The 15,549-nt window shown below is 63.6% G+C and carries 13 protein-coding genes; 10 read left to right on the top strand and 3 right to left on the bottom strand.

The window, feature by feature from the left end:
• The first annotated feature begins 86 nt into the window (after positions 1 to 86).
• The 3 genes from der to BLU22_RS01865 all read left to right on the top strand — a co-directional run bounded on the left by der (position 87) and on the right by BLU22_RS01865 (position 3,699).
• Positions 87 to 1,574 carry a ribosome biogenesis GTPase Der gene (der, locus tag BLU22_RS01875; RefSeq protein ID WP_090216174.1) on the top strand — a complete coding sequence of 496 codons (1,488 nt, stop codon included), beginning with the start codon at positions 87 to 89 and terminating at the stop codon, positions 1,572 to 1,574.
• A gap of 118 nt (positions 1,575 to 1,692) precedes the next feature.
• Positions 1,693 to 2,841 carry a pyridoxal phosphate-dependent aminotransferase gene (locus BLU22_RS01870; protein WP_090211700.1) on the top strand — a complete coding sequence of 383 codons (1,149 nt, stop codon included), beginning with the start codon at positions 1,693 to 1,695 and terminating at the stop codon, positions 2,839 to 2,841.
• A 63-nt stretch (positions 2,842 to 2,904) separates the two neighbouring features.
• Positions 2,905 to 3,699, top strand: a complete 795-nt coding sequence (locus BLU22_RS01865) for an amidohydrolase (RefSeq protein WP_090211699.1) — start codon at positions 2,905 to 2,907, stop codon at positions 3,697 to 3,699.
• A 3-nt stretch (positions 3,700 to 3,702) separates the two neighbouring features.
• Here the strand turns inward: BLU22_RS01865 and BLU22_RS01860 are convergent, their stop codons facing one another.
• The 3 genes from BLU22_RS01860 to BLU22_RS15120 all read right to left on the bottom strand — a co-directional run bounded on the left by BLU22_RS01860 (position 3,703) and on the right by BLU22_RS15120 (position 6,759).
• Positions 3,703 to 4,521: an aldo/keto reductase gene (locus BLU22_RS01860; protein WP_090211697.1), complete on the bottom strand. Its 819-nt coding sequence runs from the start codon at positions 4,519 to 4,521 to the stop codon at positions 3,703 to 3,705.
• 183 nt (positions 4,522 to 4,704) lie between these two features.
• Positions 4,705 to 5,877, bottom strand: coding sequence for an NAD(P)/FAD-dependent oxidoreductase (locus BLU22_RS01855; protein WP_090211695.1), 1,173 nt, complete (start codon positions 5,875 to 5,877; stop codon positions 4,705 to 4,707).
• Between the two features lie 75 nt (positions 5,878 to 5,952).
• Complete coding sequence (locus tag BLU22_RS15120; protein WP_197676760.1) at positions 5,953 to 6,759, bottom strand: nucleotidyltransferase domain-containing protein; 807 nt, start codon at positions 6,757 to 6,759, stop codon at positions 5,953 to 5,955.
• An 88-nt stretch (positions 6,760 to 6,847) separates the two neighbouring features.
• On the opposite strand from BLU22_RS15120, the gene waaA reads away from it, so the two are divergent.
• The 7 genes from waaA to BLU22_RS01815 all read left to right on the top strand — a co-directional run bounded on the left by waaA (position 6,848) and on the right by BLU22_RS01815 (position 15,456).
• Positions 6,848 to 8,137: a lipid IV(A) 3-deoxy-D-manno-octulosonic acid transferase gene (gene waaA, locus BLU22_RS01845; RefSeq protein ID WP_090211694.1), complete on the top strand. Its 1,290-nt coding sequence runs from the start codon at positions 6,848 to 6,850 to the stop codon at positions 8,135 to 8,137.
• A 1,118-nt stretch (positions 8,138 to 9,255) separates the two neighbouring features.
• On the top strand, positions 9,256 to 10,569 hold the full coding sequence (gene wbpA, locus BLU22_RS01840) for a UDP-N-acetyl-D-glucosamine 6-dehydrogenase (RefSeq protein WP_090211692.1): 1,314 nt from the start codon (positions 9,256 to 9,258) through the stop codon (positions 10,567 to 10,569).
• Between the two features lie 70 nt (positions 10,570 to 10,639).
• On the top strand, positions 10,640 to 11,587 hold the full coding sequence (gene wbpB / locus BLU22_RS01835; protein ID WP_090211690.1) for a UDP-N-acetyl-2-amino-2-deoxy-D-glucuronate oxidase: 948 nt from the start codon (positions 10,640 to 10,642) through the stop codon (positions 11,585 to 11,587).
• A 56-nt stretch (positions 11,588 to 11,643) separates the two neighbouring features.
• Entirely contained in the window at positions 11,644 to 12,228 is a 585-nt protein-coding gene (gene wbpD, locus BLU22_RS01830) for a UDP-2-acetamido-3-amino-2,3-dideoxy-D-glucuronate N-acetyltransferase (RefSeq protein ID WP_090211688.1), read from the top strand.
• Positions 12,225 to 13,316 (top strand): DegT/DnrJ/EryC1/StrS family aminotransferase, encoded by a 1,092-nt coding sequence (locus BLU22_RS01825; protein WP_090211687.1) that lies wholly within the window; start codon positions 12,225 to 12,227, stop codon positions 13,314 to 13,316. The genes wbpD and BLU22_RS01825 overlap by 4 nt, the downstream gene beginning before the upstream one ends.
• Before the next feature lie 14 nt (positions 13,317 to 13,330).
• Positions 13,331 to 14,305 (top strand): SDR family NAD(P)-dependent oxidoreductase, encoded by a 975-nt coding sequence (locus BLU22_RS01820; RefSeq protein ID WP_090211685.1) that lies wholly within the window; start codon positions 13,331 to 13,333, stop codon positions 14,303 to 14,305.
• Entirely contained in the window at positions 14,305 to 15,456 is a 1,152-nt protein-coding gene (locus tag BLU22_RS01815) for a DegT/DnrJ/EryC1/StrS family aminotransferase (protein ID WP_090211684.1), read from the top strand. Before BLU22_RS01820 ends, BLU22_RS01815 begins: the two co-directional genes overlap by 1 nt.
• Positions 15,457 to 15,549 lie beyond the last annotated feature (93 nt).

Below are 15,549 nucleotides of genomic sequence, written 5' to 3'. Positions count from 1 at the left end.
GGAGGCGGTACATACCCATCAGCGGCCGCTGCATCTAGACTGCAGCGGCCGTTGCGTTTTTCACGAATCACCCTATGGAGAGCCGCATGGTTCCCGTTATTGCCCTGGTGGGCCGCCCCAACGTCGGCAAGTCCACGCTGTTCAACCGCTTGACCAAGAGCCGCGACGCCATCGTCGCCGACTACTCCGGCCTGACCCGCGACCGCAAGTACGGCGAGGCGAAATGGCAGGGCCGTACCTACATCGTCATCGACACCGGGGGCATCTCCGGTGACGAGGAAGGCATCGACGCGAAGATGGCCGAGCAGTCGCTGCAGGCCATCGAGGAAGCCGATGCGGTGCTGTTCATGGTCGACTCGCGCGCCGGGATGACCGCCGCCGACCAGATGATCGCCGAGCACCTGCGCAAGAAGAACAAGCGCACCTTCCTGGTCGCCAACAAGGTCGACACCGTCGATCCGGAAATCGCCCGCGCCGAGTTCAGCCCGCTGGCCATCGGCGACGCCTTCCCGGTCGCCGCCGCCCACGGTCGCGGCGTCAACGCCCTGCTGCAGGCCGCCCTAGGCGCCTTCCCCAAGGACGAGGGCGAGGAAGACGAGCTGGCCGAAGCCGGCGAAGGCGAGGAGGGCGCCGCCCCGGCCGAGCCCAAGCAGCGCATCCCCGGTCCCGACGAGAAGTCCGGGATCAAGATCGCCATCATTGGCCGCCCCAACGTCGGCAAGTCGACCCTGGTCAACCGCATGCTCGGCGAGGAGCGGGTGATCGTCTACGATCAGGCCGGCACCACCCGCGACAGCATCTACATCCCCTTCGAGCGCGACGAGGTGAAGTACACCCTGATCGACACCGCCGGCGTGCGCCGCCGCGGCAAGATCTTCGAGGCGGTGGAAAAGTTCTCGGTGGTCAAGACCCTGCAGGCGATCCAGGACGCCAACGTGGTGGTGTTCGTCATGGACGCCCGCGAAGGCGTGGTCGACCACGACCTCAACCTGCTCGGCTTCGTGCTGGAGACCGGCCGCGCGCTGGTCATCGCCCTGAACAAGTGGGACGGCATGGACAGCCACGAGCGCGAGCGGGTCAAGACCGAGCTGGAGCGCCGCCTGCAGTTCGTCGATTTCGCCGATATCCACTTCATTTCCGCCCTGCACGGCACCGGCGTCGGCCACCTGTACAAGTCGGTGCAGGAGTCGTTCCGCTCGGCGGTGACCCGCTGGCCGACCAGCTTCCTGACCCAGGTCCTCGAGGATGCGGTGAGTACCCACCAGCCGCCGCTGGTCAACGGCCGCCGCATCAAGCTGCGCTATGCCCACCTGGGCGGTGCCAACCCGCCGCTGATCGTGATCCACGGCAACCAGGTCGACGCGGTGCCGCGTGCCTACTCGCGTTACCTGGAGAACACCTACCGGCGGGTGCTCAAGCTGGTCGGCACGCCGATCCGCATCGAGTTCAAGGGCGGCGACAACCCCTACGAGGGCAAGAAGAACACCCTCAGCACCCGCCAGGTGAACAAGAAGCGCCGGTTGATGAGCCACCACAAGAAGGCCGAGAAGAAGCGCAAGGACAAGCGCCGCTGAGCCGCGGCCGGGAAATCTTCTGTGGCAAAGCGTGCGCCGGGCCGGGCTTTTGTGCCTGCCCGGCGCCGTGCCGATCGGCTATCCTCGCCGCTTGCGCTCAACAGGCTCAGGAATTGCGATGATCGTCAGCAAACTGCCCCAGGTCGGCACCACCATCTTCACCACCATGTCCCAACTGGCCGCCGAATGCGGCGCGCTCAACCTGTCCCAGGGCTTCCCCGACTTCGACGGCCCGCAGACCCTGCGCGAGGCGGTCTGCCGCCATGTGATTGCCGGGCACAACCAGTACGCGCCGATGATCGGCCTGCCGGCGCTGCGCGAGCAGGTGGCGGCGAAGATCGAGCGCTGCTACGGCCGGCGCCTCGACGAGACGCGCGAGGTGACCATCACCCCCGGCGCCACCGAGGCGATCTTCTGCGCGGTGCAGGCGCTGGTGCAGCCGGGCGACGAGGTGATCGTCTTCGATCCCTGCTACGACAGCTACGAGCCGGCGGTGCAGCTGGCCGGCGGTCGCTGCGTGCATGTGCCGCTGAGCCTGCCGAACTTCGCCATCGACTGGGAGCGCCTGGAGGCCGCGATCAATTCGCGCACCCGGCTGATCATCCTCAACAGTCCGCACAATCCCAGCGGCGCGCTGATCTCCCGCGCCGAGCTGGACCTGCTGGCGGCGCTGATCCGCGACTACGACATCCACCTGATCAGCGACGAGGTCTACGAGCACCTGGTCTACGACGGCGCGCCGCACGCCAGCGTGCTGGCCCACGAGGAGTTGTACGCGCGGGCCTTCGTGGTCAGCTCGTTCGGCAAGACCTATCACGTCACCGGCTGGAAGACCGGCTACGTGGTGGCGCCGCCGGATCTCACCGACGAGCTGCGCAAGGTCCACCAGTTCGTCACCTTCTGCGGCATCACCCCGCTGCAGTGGGCGCTGGCCGACTACATGAGCGCCCACCCCGAGCACGTCGACGAGCTGCCGGCCTTCTACCAGAGCAAGCGCGACCTGTTCTGCGACCTGCTCAAGGGCTCGCGCTTCGCCTTCACCCCGACGCCCGGCACCTACTTCCAGCTGGTCGACTACTCGGCGATCCGCGACGACCTGAGCGATGTGGAGATGGCCGAATGGCTGACCCGCGAGCACGGCGTGGCGAGCATTCCAGTCTCGGTGTTCTACCAGGAGCCGCCCCAGGACCTGCGCCTGCTGCGCTTCTGCTTCGCCAAGCGCGAGGACACCCTGCGCCAGGCCGCCGAGAAGCTGTGCCGGGTGTGATCGGCAGGGGGCGCACGGCGCCTCCTGCCTTACTCGATGCCCGAGAACTTGCGGAGAACTCCCATGCGTGACCTGACAACCCTGCCCGATCTCAAGCTGGCCCTGGTGCAGACCGCCCCGGTCTGGCAGGACCCGGCCGCCAACCATGCCCACTTCGCCCGTCTGCTGGGGCAGGCCGAGGGCGCCGACCTGGTGATCCTGCCGGAGATGTTCGCCACCGGCTTCTCCATGGACGCCGCCGCGCTGGCCGAGGCCGAGGACGGCCCGAGCCGCGCTTGGCTGCTGGCGCAGGCCGCGCGGCTGAATGCCGTGGTGGTCGGCAGCGTGATCACCCGCGCCGCCGATGGCAGCTACCGCAACCGCCTGTACTGGGCGCGCCCGGACGGCAGCTGCGCCCACTACGACAAGCGCCACCTGTTCCGCATGGCCGGCGAGCACGAGCACTACGCGGCGGGCGAGGAGCGCGTGCTGCTGCAGATCAAGGGCTGGCACGTGCGTCCGCTGGTCTGCTACGACCTGCGCTTCCCGGTGTGGAGCCGCGATCCCCACGACACCGACCTGCTGCTGTACATCGCCAGCTGGCCGGCGGCGCGGCGCAATCCGTGGAACCGCCTGCTGCCGGCGCGCGGCATCGAGAATCTGTGCTACGTCGCGGCGGTCAACCGCATCGGCGAGGACGGCAACGGCTATCCGCACGCCGGCGACAGCCAGGTGCTGGACTTCATCGGCGACAGCCTGCTGGATGCCGGCGATGCCGAGGGGGTGTTCCACGTCACCTTGTCAGCGCAGGCGCTGGCCAAGTTCCGCGCCCGCTTCCCGGCCTGGCGGGATGCCGATGCCTTCGTACTGAAGGACTGAGACTCAGCCGACGGCGAGCAGCGCCGCCACGCTGGCCACGTTGGCGGCCAGATGCGCCGGGTTGATGGTGCCGACGATCGCGCTGCTCACTGCCGGATGGGCGAAGACCAGCGCGAAGCTGGCGCGTACCGGGTCGGCGTCCGTCGCGCCGGCCGCCAGGCAGGCATGGCCGCTGGCCAGCGCCTTCTTGATCAGGATGCCCTTGCCGTGGGCGGCGGCGTAGTCGAGCACCGGCCGCTCGCCCTGCTCGGCAAGGTTGTAGGTGACCATCGCGCAGTCGCCGCGCTCCAGGGCGCGCAGCCCGCCGGCCACGGTCTTGCCGGAAAAGCCGAAGGCGCGGATCAGCCCCTCGCTCTTGAGGCGCTCCAGCTCGCCGTAGACCTCATCGTCCAGTACCGCCAGATCGTTGCCGTCCGAATGCACCAGGACCAGGTCCAGGTAGTCGGTTTCCAGCCGGCGCAGGCTGCGCTGCACCGAGCGGCGGGTGTGCGCGGCGCTGAAGTCGAAATGCGAGAGGCCGGCGTCGAACTCCTCGCCGACCTTGCTGCAGATCACCCAATCCTGGCGCTGGCCGCGCAGCAGCGGGCCGAGGCGCTGCTCGCTCACCCCGTAGGCCGGCGCGGTGTCCAGCAGGTTGATGCCCAGCGCCCGCGCCTGGGCCAGCAGCTCGGCGGCGGCGCGGTCGTCGGGAATGCGGAAGCCGTTGGGGTACTTCACCCCCTGGTCGCGGCCCAGCTTGACCGTGCCCAGGCCCAGCGGCGAGACGATCAGCCCGGTCGAGCCGAGCGGGCGGTGCAGGTCGTGCAGGGTGGCGGATGGCATGGGGCGGAGTCCTCGTGCGGGGATGAAGGCGTGGGAGTATCGTCGATCCTGGCGCGGCCCGTCTGGTGGGCAGTCGCTGCGCGAGTTGTCCACCCTGCACTGCCGGCTGCACCGAGCCGCAGGGTAGAAAACTCGCGTAGCGCTTTCCCGGCGATGGCGGTCGGCGCGCAGGCCGCCCCCGTCTCAGGCAAACAGGCTATCCCAGGGCGCCGGCGACACGCTCGGGCGCGGCAGTGCCGGCAGGGCAGGGCGGTCGCCGGGGCGGATGCCGTCGCGTTCCAGGCTGGCGACCACCCGGTCGGCCAGATCCGGCGCCAGCGCCAGCTTGGTCGGCCAGCCGACCAGCAGGGCGCCCTGCGCCGCGAGGAAGGCATTGTCCGGGCGCACCAGCCCCGACTGCGCCGGCTCGGCGCGATCGACCCGCAGGGTGCGCCACTCGGCGCCCGACAGATCGACCCAGGGCAGCAGCTCGCCCAGCTCGCGCTGTGCGGCGCGCACCTGGGCGGCCTCGTCGCGGGCCACGCCGTCGGCCTCGGCCAGGTCGCCGCCCAGGTACCACACCCACTGGCCATCGGCGGCCGGATGGGTGGTGACGGTGATCCGCGGCTTGGTGCCGCCGCCCAGGCAGTGGGCGTACAGCGGCCGCAGGGTCGGCGCCTTGACCAGCACCATGTGCAGCGGGCGCAACTGCTGCGGCTGCTCTATCCCCAGCGCCGCCAGCAGCCCGGCATTGCCGGCGCCGGCGCAGAGCACCACGCGGCGGGCGCGAATCGCCCGGCCGTCGACGCTCAGCCCGACCAGCTCGCCGCCTTCGCGCAGCGGCTCGATGCATGCGCCGGCCAGCAGGCCGTCGCCGGCCAGCGCGGCCAGGCGGGCGATCAGGCTGGGCACGTCCAGCACCAGCTCGGCTAGCCGGTAGACCTTGCCCCGGAACCGCGCGTCCTGCAGCGCCGGCGGCAGCGCCGCGCCTTTGACCTGATCGACCCGTCCGCGCATCGCCTTGCTGGCGAAGAAGCCGGTCAGGTTGCCGGCGAGGGTGCCGGGCGACCACAGGTAGTGGGCCTCGGAGAGCAGGCGCACGCCGGAGAGGTCCAGTTCGCCGCTGCCGGCCAGCGCTTCGCGCCAGCGCCTGGGCATGTCGGCGATGGCCTCGGAAGAGCCGGTCAGCGCGCCGCTCAGCGCGTACTTGGTACCGCCATGGATGATCCCCTGCGACTTCACGCTCTGCCCGCCGCCCAGCGCCACGCTCTCCACCAGCACGGTCGCATAACCGAGCCGGCGCAGCCGGGCATTCAGCCAGAGGCCGGCGATACCGCCGCCGACGATGAGGATATCGGTACACAGGGCTTGGGACATGGGCAGAGCCTTCAGTGAGCAGAGGGCAAGAAGTACAACTGTTGGTAGCGGCGGCTAGCTATACGGCCTGACTGGTCAGGCCTCCAGCTGCTCCGGCCACTCACCCGTCACGCCCAGACTCTCCGCCAGGCGCTGGTTGATGGTGTTGTAGGTCTCGATGAAATGTGGGATCAGCAGGTTGGCGGCCTTCAGGGCCTGGATCAGATCTTCGGCGGCCGGCTGGTAGTCGTGAACCATGCGGTTACGCAGCGTGCGGGCCGCTAACCAGTCCTGAGCCGACCATAGCAGGCCCAGTTTTTCCGCACGATTAAGGTTGTCCAGCGCGCTTCCGGTGCGCTCAGCCAAGGCGCGCAGGCAGGCGGGAATCAGCTTGTCGCCGAGATTGTCCTGCAAACGAGCGAAGCGCGACACGAACGCTTCCAAGGTTTCGGCGGCAGCATCGTCCTGCTCCAGTCCGTCGAACCATGCGACATCGAGTGGATAGGCGAACAAACGGCGTTGGGCGCGCAGCAGCCAGTTTCCCTCGCGGCGCACCACTTCCAGCAGGCTGAGCAGGCGCAGATATTCTGGGTCGGGTATTGTGGTCAACTCGATGCCCTCGGTTTTGGCAACCTCATGAATCGGCTTGGTCTCGGTACAGGCGTCGACCAGCAAGACATCGAGCTTCTGTTCGCCCAGGGCCATCTGTAATGCCGCATCCAGGCGTGCGGCAGCCAACATGCGGTTTTCAATCACCTGCCCGGTTTCAACAAGCAGATCGATATCGCCGCCACGCAGACGATCGTCGGCTCGTGAGCCGAACAGCCATATGCGTACATCCGGACCCAGTTGCTGGCGGGCGACGTCAACAATGGTACGAGTCTGAAATGGGGTAAGACGCATAGCTGCCTCTGTACGAGTGTCATGAGGGTGGGCAGTATACGCGCTCACCCACATTTCCACATTTACGGGAAGGCGCACCTCTTTGCCGATGAACCGGACCCTCTACAGCTTCCTCCTGCACCTGGCCCTGCCGCTGATCCTCCTGCGCCTCTACCTGCGCAGCCGCCAGGCGCCGGCCTACCGTCAACGCCTGGCCGAGCGCTTCGCCCTCGCGCTGCCGCCGCTCAGGCCCGGCGGCATCTGGGTGCACGCCGTTTCGGTGGGTGAAAGCATCGCCGCCGCGCCGCTGATTCGCGCCCTGCGTCAGCGTCATCCCGAGTTGCCGATCACCGTCACCTGCATGACCCCCACCGGCTCCGAGCGCATCCGCGCGCTGTTCGACGCCGAGATCCGCGCCGGCGACGTGCAGCACTGCTATCTGCCCTACGACCTGCCGTGGGCGGCGGCGCGCTTCCTCGACCGGATCCGGCCGAAGCTCGCGCTGATCATGGAAACCGAGCTGTGGCCCAACCACATCCACCAGTGCGCGCGGCGCGGCATTCCCACGGTGCTGGCCAACGCCCGGCTGTCGGAGAAGTCCGCCCGCGGCTATGCCCGCTTTGCCGGCCTGACCCGGCCGATGCTCGCCGAGATGGACTGGATCGCCGCGCAGACCGAGGCCGAGGCCGAGCGCTTCCGCCGGCTCGGCGCCCGCGCCGAGTGCGTCGGCGTCACCGGCTCGATCAAGTTCGACCTGAGTATCGATCCCGAGCTGCAGCCGCGCGCCAAGGCCCTGCGTGCCAGCTGGGGAGCCGAGCGGCGCCCACTGTGGATCGCCGCCAGCACCCATGCCGGCGAAGACGAGCAGATTCTCGCCGCCCACCGCCAACTGCTCGCCAGCCATCCCGACGCGCTGCTGATCCTCGTGCCGCGCCATCCCGAGCGCTTCGACGCCGTCCTCGCGCTGTGCCGGCGCGAAGGCTTCGCCACCGTGCGCCGCTCCGCTGCCCAGCCGGTGACGGCGCAAGACCAGGTGCTGCTCGGCGACACCATGGGCGAGCTGCTGTTCCTCTACGCCCTGGCCGACGTCGCCTTCGTCGGCGGTAGCCTGGTGCCCAACGGCGGCCACAACCTGCTGGAGCCGGCGGCGCTGGGGTTGCCGGTGCTGAGCGGTCCGCACCTGTTCAACTTTCTGGAGATCGCAGCGCAGCTGCGCGCGGCCGGCGCGCTGGTCGAAGTGGGCGATGGTGCCAGTTTGGCCCACTGCCTGCAGACTCTGCTTGGCACGCCGGCGGCCCGCCAGGACATGAGCCGCGCCGGTCTGGAGGTGCTGCGTGCCAATCAAGGCGCCCTGCAGCGCCTGCTGGCATGCGTGCAAAAGCTCTTGGTATCGTACTGAACGCTTGTCGCCCCGGTCGGTGGTGGCTGGCGCCAGCATGACTAACTTGGCAAAATACGCGCCACTCGAAAGTAGGGGGCTGCTTGTACAAATCTGGCAGACTGCTAACTCGGTAGGTATGACATAGGTCGACAGCGCAAGAGTACCTGTCCATGTCGATCCGAGATACGCATAAAGGAGTGGTAGTTGTGGAGCAAGCCGGCAATCTCGGTCGTTACGACGATGAGATCGACCTTTTTGAACTGTGGGCGGAGTGTTCACCGATCAGCGAGCCAACATCGCGCAGTCGGCCTGCAACCTGGACCGTCCGATCCAGCTTAAGAGTTTCTTGATTCCCAACATCGGCTTCGTTCGCGGCGATATGCTTGGTGTGTTCGTCGCACTGGTTCGCAGTATGCTATGCAATATCCATCCGGCTACTGCCTGACGACGTCGTCGCCTCACTCATTGAGCTGGCAACGATGACTGTCCTTGTGGCAGCAGGTAGCAGCGTAGTCTCATCGTCCTCAGGAAAGCGACGTCAAATCCTGGGGCGGTAGCGTGTCCAGACTACCTAGAAGCACCTATCACTGTCGACATGCATAGCCTGCCGTATGCGGTCGAGCTAAGCACTAAACGGAAGGGGAATAGATGGTGAGAGAGCGTTTCGCAGGCTCTGAATTGCTATAGGCTTGCACCCGACGAGCACCAATCCTGCTGGCTGACAGTAGATGTATAGGCAAGCTTTTCGTGCAAGATTTGAGCGAAATCCTAAGTGAGCATATCATTACACAGATAGCTAAGTGCAGCAGGCCACGAACCTTTAAGGTAATACCCAAGTGCCGGCTTGTGGAGCGCAGCTTCGCTTGGTGAGAAAAGAGCCGGTGGCTATGAAAGAAGCTGCAAGTTTCTGCTTAATGTTATTTCGCAGCTCATCAAGTTAGTGTGCTTAAGTCTACTGCCAGAATAATAAAATAAGCTCTATATGTAAGTGCTATCTGGTCAAGCATAGAATGCTATATTTGATCTGGCAGTAATGCCACTGCAGGTTAAATTAAAAATTCCTGCCGGGTCAGGCTGATTGAAAAGTGTCGTCAGCCGTAAAATCATTGAATAATCCGCTAACGAGATCGTCCTCGATGACCGACTATACAGCAGCAATCATCACAAAACTCAAATCTAAAGAAGCCATCATCGGCATAGTCGGTCTGGGCTATGTAGGGCTACCGCTCATGCTGCGCTATAATTCTATCGGCTACCGTGTGCTCGGTATCGATATTGATACAGATAAGGTCGGTAAGCTCAATGCCGGCCTAAGCTATATCGAACATATCCACGCCGACAAGATCGCCGCAGCGTGTGAAAGCGGTTTTGAAGCGACTACCGACTTCCGTCGCGCCAGTGAGTGCGATGCGTTGATTCTGTGCGTGCCGACCCCGCTGAACAAGTATCGCGAGCCCGATATGAGCTTCGTGATCAATACCACCGATGCTATCAAGCCCTATCTACGTGCTGGCCAAGCCGTATCGTTAGAGAGCACCACATACCCCGGAACCACCGAGGAGGAACTGTTGCCTCGTGTACAGGAAGGCGGACTGGTGGTCGGTGAAGACATCTTCTTAGTCTACTCGCCTGAGCGCGAAGATCCGGGCAACCCAAACTTTGAAACCCGCACCATTCCTAAAGTGATCGGCGGTCATACCCTGGCCTGCCTAGAAGTCGGTATCGCCCTGTACGAGCAGGCCATCGACCAGGTCGTACCGGTCAGCTCGACCAAGGCAGCGGAAATGACCAAGCTGCTGGAAAACATTCACCGCGCGGTCAACATCGGCCTTGTCAACGAGATGAAGATCGTCGCCGACCGCATGGGCATCGACATCTTCGAGGTGGTGGATGCCGCCGCGACCAAGCCGTTCGGCTTTACCGCCTACTACCCCGGACCGGGCCTAGGTGGTCACTGCATCCCTATCGACCCCTTCTACCTGACCTGGAAGGCGCGCGAGTACGGTCTGCATACCCGCTTCATCGAGCTGTCCGGCGAAGTCAACCGCGCCATGCCGGAGTACGTGCTGAACAAGCTGATGGATGGCCTGAACGACAGCGGCAAGGCGCTCAAGGGCAGCCGTATCCTGGTGCTGGGCATCGCCTACAAGAAGAACGTCGACGACATGCGCGAGTCGCCCTCCGTGGAGATCATGGAGCTGATCGAAGCCAAGGGTGGCATCGTCGCCTACAGCGATCCGCATGTGCCGGTATTCCCGAAGATGCGCGAGCACCATTTCGAACTGAACAGCGAAGCCCTGACCGCGGACAACCTCGCCCGCTTCGATGCCGTGGTGCTGGCCACCGACCACGACAAGTTCGACTACGAGCTGATCGCCCAGCACGCTCGCCTGATCGTCGACAGCCGCGGCAAATACCGCACGCCGGCCGAACACATCATCAAGGCCTGATCGTTCACCACGCAGTCACCGCCCGGTCAGGCTACCCAGCCTGCCGGGTCACGCTTTGCAAGGAATAGCCATGAAGAACTTCGCCCTGATCGGCGCCGCCGGTTACATCGCGCCCCGGCACATGCGCGCCATCAAGGACACCGGCAACCAGCTGGTTTCCGCCTACGACATCAACGACTCGGTCGGCATCATCGACAGCATCTCGCCGCAGAGCGAGTTCTTCACCGAGTTCGAGCGCTTCCTGGAACATGCCCAGCGCATCAAGCGCGATCCGGCCACGGCGCTCAACTATGTCTCGGTCTGCACCCCCAACTACCTGCACCATGCTCACATCGCTGCTGGCCTGCGCCTGGGCTGCGACGTGATCTGCGAAAAGCCGCTGGTGCCGACTCCGGAGATCCTCGACGAGCTGGCGCTGATCGAGCAGGAAACCGGCCAGCGCGTCTACAACATCCTGCAGCTGCGTCACCATCAGGCCATCCTCGATCTGAAGAACAAGGTCACGGCGGAGAACGCCAGCCACAAATACGATGTCGAGCTGACCTACATCACCAGCCGTGGCAAGTGGTACATGGAGAGCTGGAAGGGCGATCCGCGCAAATCCTTCGGCGTGGCCACCAACATCGGCGTGCACTTCTACGACATGCTGCACTTCATCTTCGGCAAGCTGCAGCGCAACGTGGTGCACTTCGCCTCCGACTACAAGGCCGCCGGCTACCTGGAGTACGAAAAGGCCCGGGTACGCTGGTTCCTGTCCATCGACGCCAACGACCTGCCGGACTCGGTAAAGGGCAAGAAGCCCACCTACCGCTCCATTACTGTCAACGGCGAGGAAATGGAATTCTCCGAAGGCTTCACCGACCTGCACACCACCAGCTACCAGGAAATCCTCGCCGGTCGCGGCTACGGCATTGAAGATGCACGTCACTGCGTGGAAACGGTCAACACTATCCGCTCCGCCGCCATCGTCGGCGCGCAGAATGACGAAGGCCACCCGTTCCTCAACCGGCTGGTCTGAGCCCCTTTAGGAGCCAGCTTGCTGGCGATCATGTCTTTTGCCTTCAGGAAACGCCCATGCCTCACTACCAGCACCCCAGCGCCATTGTCGATGACGGCGCACAGATCGGAGAAGGTTCGCGCGTCTGGCATTTCGTTCACGTCTGCGGCGGCGCGCGCATCGGCAAGGGGGTGTCCCTGGGCCAGAACGTGTTCGTCGGCAACAAGGTGGTCATCGGAGACCACTGCAAGGTGCAGAACAACGTCTCGGTCTATGACAACGTCACCCTCGAAGAGGGCGTGTTCTGCGGGCCGAGTATGGTCTTCACCAACGTCTACAACCCGCGCTCGCTGATCGAGCGCAAGGACCAGTACCGCGACACTCTGGTGAAGAAAGGCGCCACCCTCGGCGCCAACTGTACCATCGTCTGTGGCGTCACCATTGGCGAGTTCGCTTTCATAGGTGCAGGCGCAGTGGTCAACAAAGACGTTCCTGCCTATGCGCTGATGGTCGGGGTTCCAGCTAGGCAGATTGGTTGGATGAGCGAGTTCGGCGAGCAACTGGATCTGCCGCTTGCCGGGGAGGGGAGTGCGCCATGCATTCACTCCGGAGAGAGCTATGTGCTCGAGGGTGGTGTTCTCAGAAAGGAGCAAGCGCAGTGATCGAATTCATCGATCTCAAAACTCAGCAGACGCTGATCAAAGACAAGATCGACGCCAATATTCAGCGCGTACTGGCGCATGGCCAGTACATTCTTGGTCCGGAAGTGGCGGAGCTGGAGGAGAAGCTGGCGGCCTTTGTGGATGCCAAGTACTGCATCAGCGTTGCCAACGGTACCGATGCGCTGCAGATTGCACAGATGGCGCTGGGCATTGGCCCGGGCGATGAGGTTATCACCCCCGGCTTCACTTATATCGCCACAGCCGAGACAGTTGCTCTGCTAGGGGCAAAACCGGTGTACGTTGACGTCGATCCGCGCACCTATAACCTTGATCCGGCGCTGCTTGAAGCTGCCATCACCCCGCGTACCAAGGCGATCATCCCTGTGTCGCTGTATGGCCAATGCGCTGACTTCGACGCGATCAATACTATCGCTGCCCGGCATGGCATCCCTGTGATTGAGGACGCCGCGCAGAGCTTCGGTGCCACCTACAAGGGCAAGCGCTCATGCAATCTGACGACCATTGCCTGCACCAGCTTCTTCCCAAGTAAGCCCTTGGGTTGTTATGGCGACGGTGGAGCAATCTTCACCAACGATGACGAGTTGGCCACAGTAATGCGCCAGATCGCCCGTCATGGTCAGGATCGTCGCTACCACCACATCCGTGTGGGCGTGAACAGCCGCCTAGACACCCTTCAGGCTGCGATTCTGCTGCCTAAGTTGGAAATTTTCGAATCCGAGTTGGCAAAGCGTCAGCAGGTTGCCGCGAATTATGCCCATTTGCTTGAGCTGCACGGGATCGAAGCGCCATTCGTGACTGCCGGCAACACGAGCGCCTGGGCGCAGTATACCGTTCAGGTGGAAAGTCGCGACCGCATGCAGGCGCAGCTCAAGGTGGCAGGCGTGCCTACCGCAGTGCACTACCCAATTCCGCTCAATCAGCAACCGGCGGTCAAGGACGAACACGCAAGCCTGCCTGTTGGTGATGCGATTGCGCGCAAAGTCATGAGCCTGCCGATGCATCCCTACCTCGGCGAAACCGAACAGCAAGCGATCTGCGCCGCACTGGCCGCCACTACCCGCACTTAATGGAGTAACCCAGCATGAAAGTCAAAGGTTCCAAGATTCTCGTCATCGGCGGCGCCGGTTTCATCGGCAGCTTCGTTGTATCCGAGCTGCTCAAGGAAGGTGCTGAACAGGTCGTCATCTATGACAACCTCGCCCGCGGTAAGCTCAGCAATATTGCCGAGCAGCTCAAGGATCCGCGTTGCACCATGTACCCGCACGGTGGAGACATCCGCGAGATCGACCTGCTCAACGATGCAATGAAAGGCATGGATGGCGTAATCCATCTGGCTGCCATGTGGCTGCTGCACTGTAAGGATTTCCCGCGCACCGCGTTTCACGTCAACATCGAGGGCACTTTCAACGTGCTCGAGGCGTGCGTGAACAACAACATCAAACGCTTGGTCTACTCCTCCTCGGCATCGGTGTACGGCGATGCGGTGCAGGTTCCGATGACCGAAGAACACCCCTTCAACAATCGCAACTTCTACGGTGCTACCAAGATCGCTGGTGAGGCCATGTGCCACGCCTACCACGACCGTTTTGGCCTAAGCTATGTCGGCCTGCGCTACATGAACGTGTACGGCCCGCACCAGGATCAGACCGCCGCCTACACTGGCGTTATTCCGATCATGCTGAACAAGATCGATGCCAACGAAGGCCCGGTCATCAATGGTGATGGTACTCAGGCTTACGACTTCATCTACGTCGAAGACGTTGCACGTTGCAATGTCCGGGCGCTGGAGGCCGAAGTCACTGACCAGTTCTACAACGTAGGCACTGGCGTGCAGACCAGCATCAAGGAGCTGTGCGACACGATCCTCGACCTCAAACAATCGGAGCTGAAGGTGGAATATCGTCCATACAGCGCCGACGATGCCCGCCGCATGGTGCAGAACCGTATTGGCTGCCCGAAGAAAGCCACTGCCGACCTTGGTTTTACCTACAAGTACGAACTGCGTGAAGGTCTGCAGAAGCTGATCGACTGGCGTGCCGAGAACGGGGCTGAGTGATGTCGATGGAAAAGCGCAATATCGCTATTTCCCTGCCTAGCACCGGTGAGGAAGAATGGATGGCCACTCGTGAGCCACTGATGAGTGGCTGGCTGACTCAAGGGCCCAAGGTTGCCGCATTCGAGAAAGCCTTCGCCGAGCGCCATCAGGTTCCCCATGCGCTAGCTGTTACTTCCTGCACCACTGGTCTGCACCTGGCGCTAGCCGGCTTGGGTATCGGCCCGGGCGACGAAGTCATCGTTCCAGCCTTTACCTGGGTGGCCACGGCCAACGTCGTCCTCTACTGTGGCGCCACCCCGGTGTTCGTCGACGTCGACCCGCTGACTTTCAACCTAGACCTTAAGCAGGTCAAGGCCAAGATCAGTGACCGTACCCGTGCAGTGATTGCCGTTCACCTGTTTGGCCGTTGCCTAGACATCGATACGCTGCGTGCCGAACTGCCACCTTCGGTGGCGATTGTCGAGGACGCTGCCTGTGCCGCAGGGGCAAGCTGGAACGGCCGCCCGGCAGGGAGTTTGGGCGATGTCGCAGCGTTCTCGTTTCACCCGCGCAAATCGGTCACCACCGGCGAGGGCGGCATGGTCACCACCGCCAACGCCGAATTGGCCGAGCAGATGAACCAGTTGCGCAACCACGGTGCGTCGCTCTCTGAAGAGCAGCGCCACCATGGCCCGCGTCCGTACCTGCTGCCAGAGTTCAACCTGCTGGGTTTCAACTACCGCATGACCGACCTGCAGGGTGCGGTCGGTCTGGTGCAACTGGCCAAGCTCGATGGTTTCATCGACGAGCGTGAGCAGTGGGCGAAGTACTACGGCGAGCAGCTGGCGGGTATCGACTGGCTGCGTCTGCCCACGACCCCTGAAGGTGGTCGTCATGGCTGGCAGGCATTTGTGCTGTATGTCCACCCGGCCAAGGCGCCAATGCCGCGCAACGAGATGATGGAAATCCTCCAGGCCAAGGGCATCGCTACTCGCCCGGGCACTCACGCGGTGCATATGCTGGCTTACTATCGCGACCGTTATGGCTTGACGCCGGACGACTTCCCGGCGGCGCGTGACTGCAATGATTACAGCATGGCTATCCCTTTGCACAACCGGATGGATGCAGAGGACTATGCCTACGTGGTCGAGGCAATTCGCCAACTGGGTTGAGCCATCAAGCAAGACAGGCCCCTGACCTGGTGTCAGGGGGCATTCGAGGTGATAAGTCGGGAGCAAGCAGTCCCACGGCTCATCGCCTTATCG

Origin of the sequence: Pseudomonas guangdongensis (assembly GCF_900105885.1) — a bacterium.
Taxonomy (GTDB): Bacteria; Pseudomonadota; Gammaproteobacteria; order Pseudomonadales; family Pseudomonadaceae; genus Geopseudomonas; species Geopseudomonas guangdongensis.
The sequence above is the reverse complement of the archived record's forward strand: the minus strand, read 5'-3'. Positions and strand labels throughout refer to the sequence as shown.

Excerpts from the sequence above, each read along its gene's own strand:
- waaA (WP_090211694.1), top strand. The coding sequence starts at position 6,848 with ATGAACCGGACCCTCTACAGCTTCCTCCTGCACCTGGCCCTGCCGCTG.
- BLU22_RS01860 (WP_090211697.1), bottom strand. The coding sequence starts at position 4,521 with ATGCCATCCGCCACCCTGCACGACCTGCACCGCCCGCTCGGCTCGACC.
- wbpD (WP_090211688.1), top strand. The coding sequence starts at position 11,644 with ATGCCTCACTACCAGCACCCCAGCGCCATTGTCGATGACGGCGCACAG.
- BLU22_RS01820 (WP_090211685.1), top strand. The coding sequence starts at position 13,331 with ATGAAAGTCAAAGGTTCCAAGATTCTCGTCATCGGCGGCGCCGGTTTC.
- der (WP_090216174.1), top strand. The coding sequence starts at position 87 with ATGGTTCCCGTTATTGCCCTGGTGGGCCGCCCCAACGTCGGCAAGTCC.
- wbpB (WP_090211690.1), top strand. The coding sequence starts at position 10,640 with ATGAAGAACTTCGCCCTGATCGGCGCCGCCGGTTACATCGCGCCCCGG.
- wbpA (WP_090211692.1), top strand. The coding sequence starts at position 9,256 with ATGACCGACTATACAGCAGCAATCATCACAAAACTCAAATCTAAAGAA.
- BLU22_RS01855 (WP_090211695.1), bottom strand. The coding sequence starts at position 5,877 with ATGTCCCAAGCCCTGTGTACCGATATCCTCATCGTCGGCGGCGGTATC.
- BLU22_RS15120 (WP_197676760.1), bottom strand. The coding sequence starts at position 6,759 with ATGCGTCTTACCCCATTTCAGACTCGTACCATTGTTGACGTCGCCCGC.
- BLU22_RS01815 (WP_090211684.1), top strand. The coding sequence starts at position 14,305 with ATGTCGATGGAAAAGCGCAATATCGCTATTTCCCTGCCTAGCACCGGT.
- BLU22_RS01865 (WP_090211699.1), top strand. The coding sequence starts at position 2,905 with ATGCGTGACCTGACAACCCTGCCCGATCTCAAGCTGGCCCTGGTGCAG.
- BLU22_RS01870 (WP_090211700.1), top strand. The coding sequence starts at position 1,693 with ATGATCGTCAGCAAACTGCCCCAGGTCGGCACCACCATCTTCACCACC.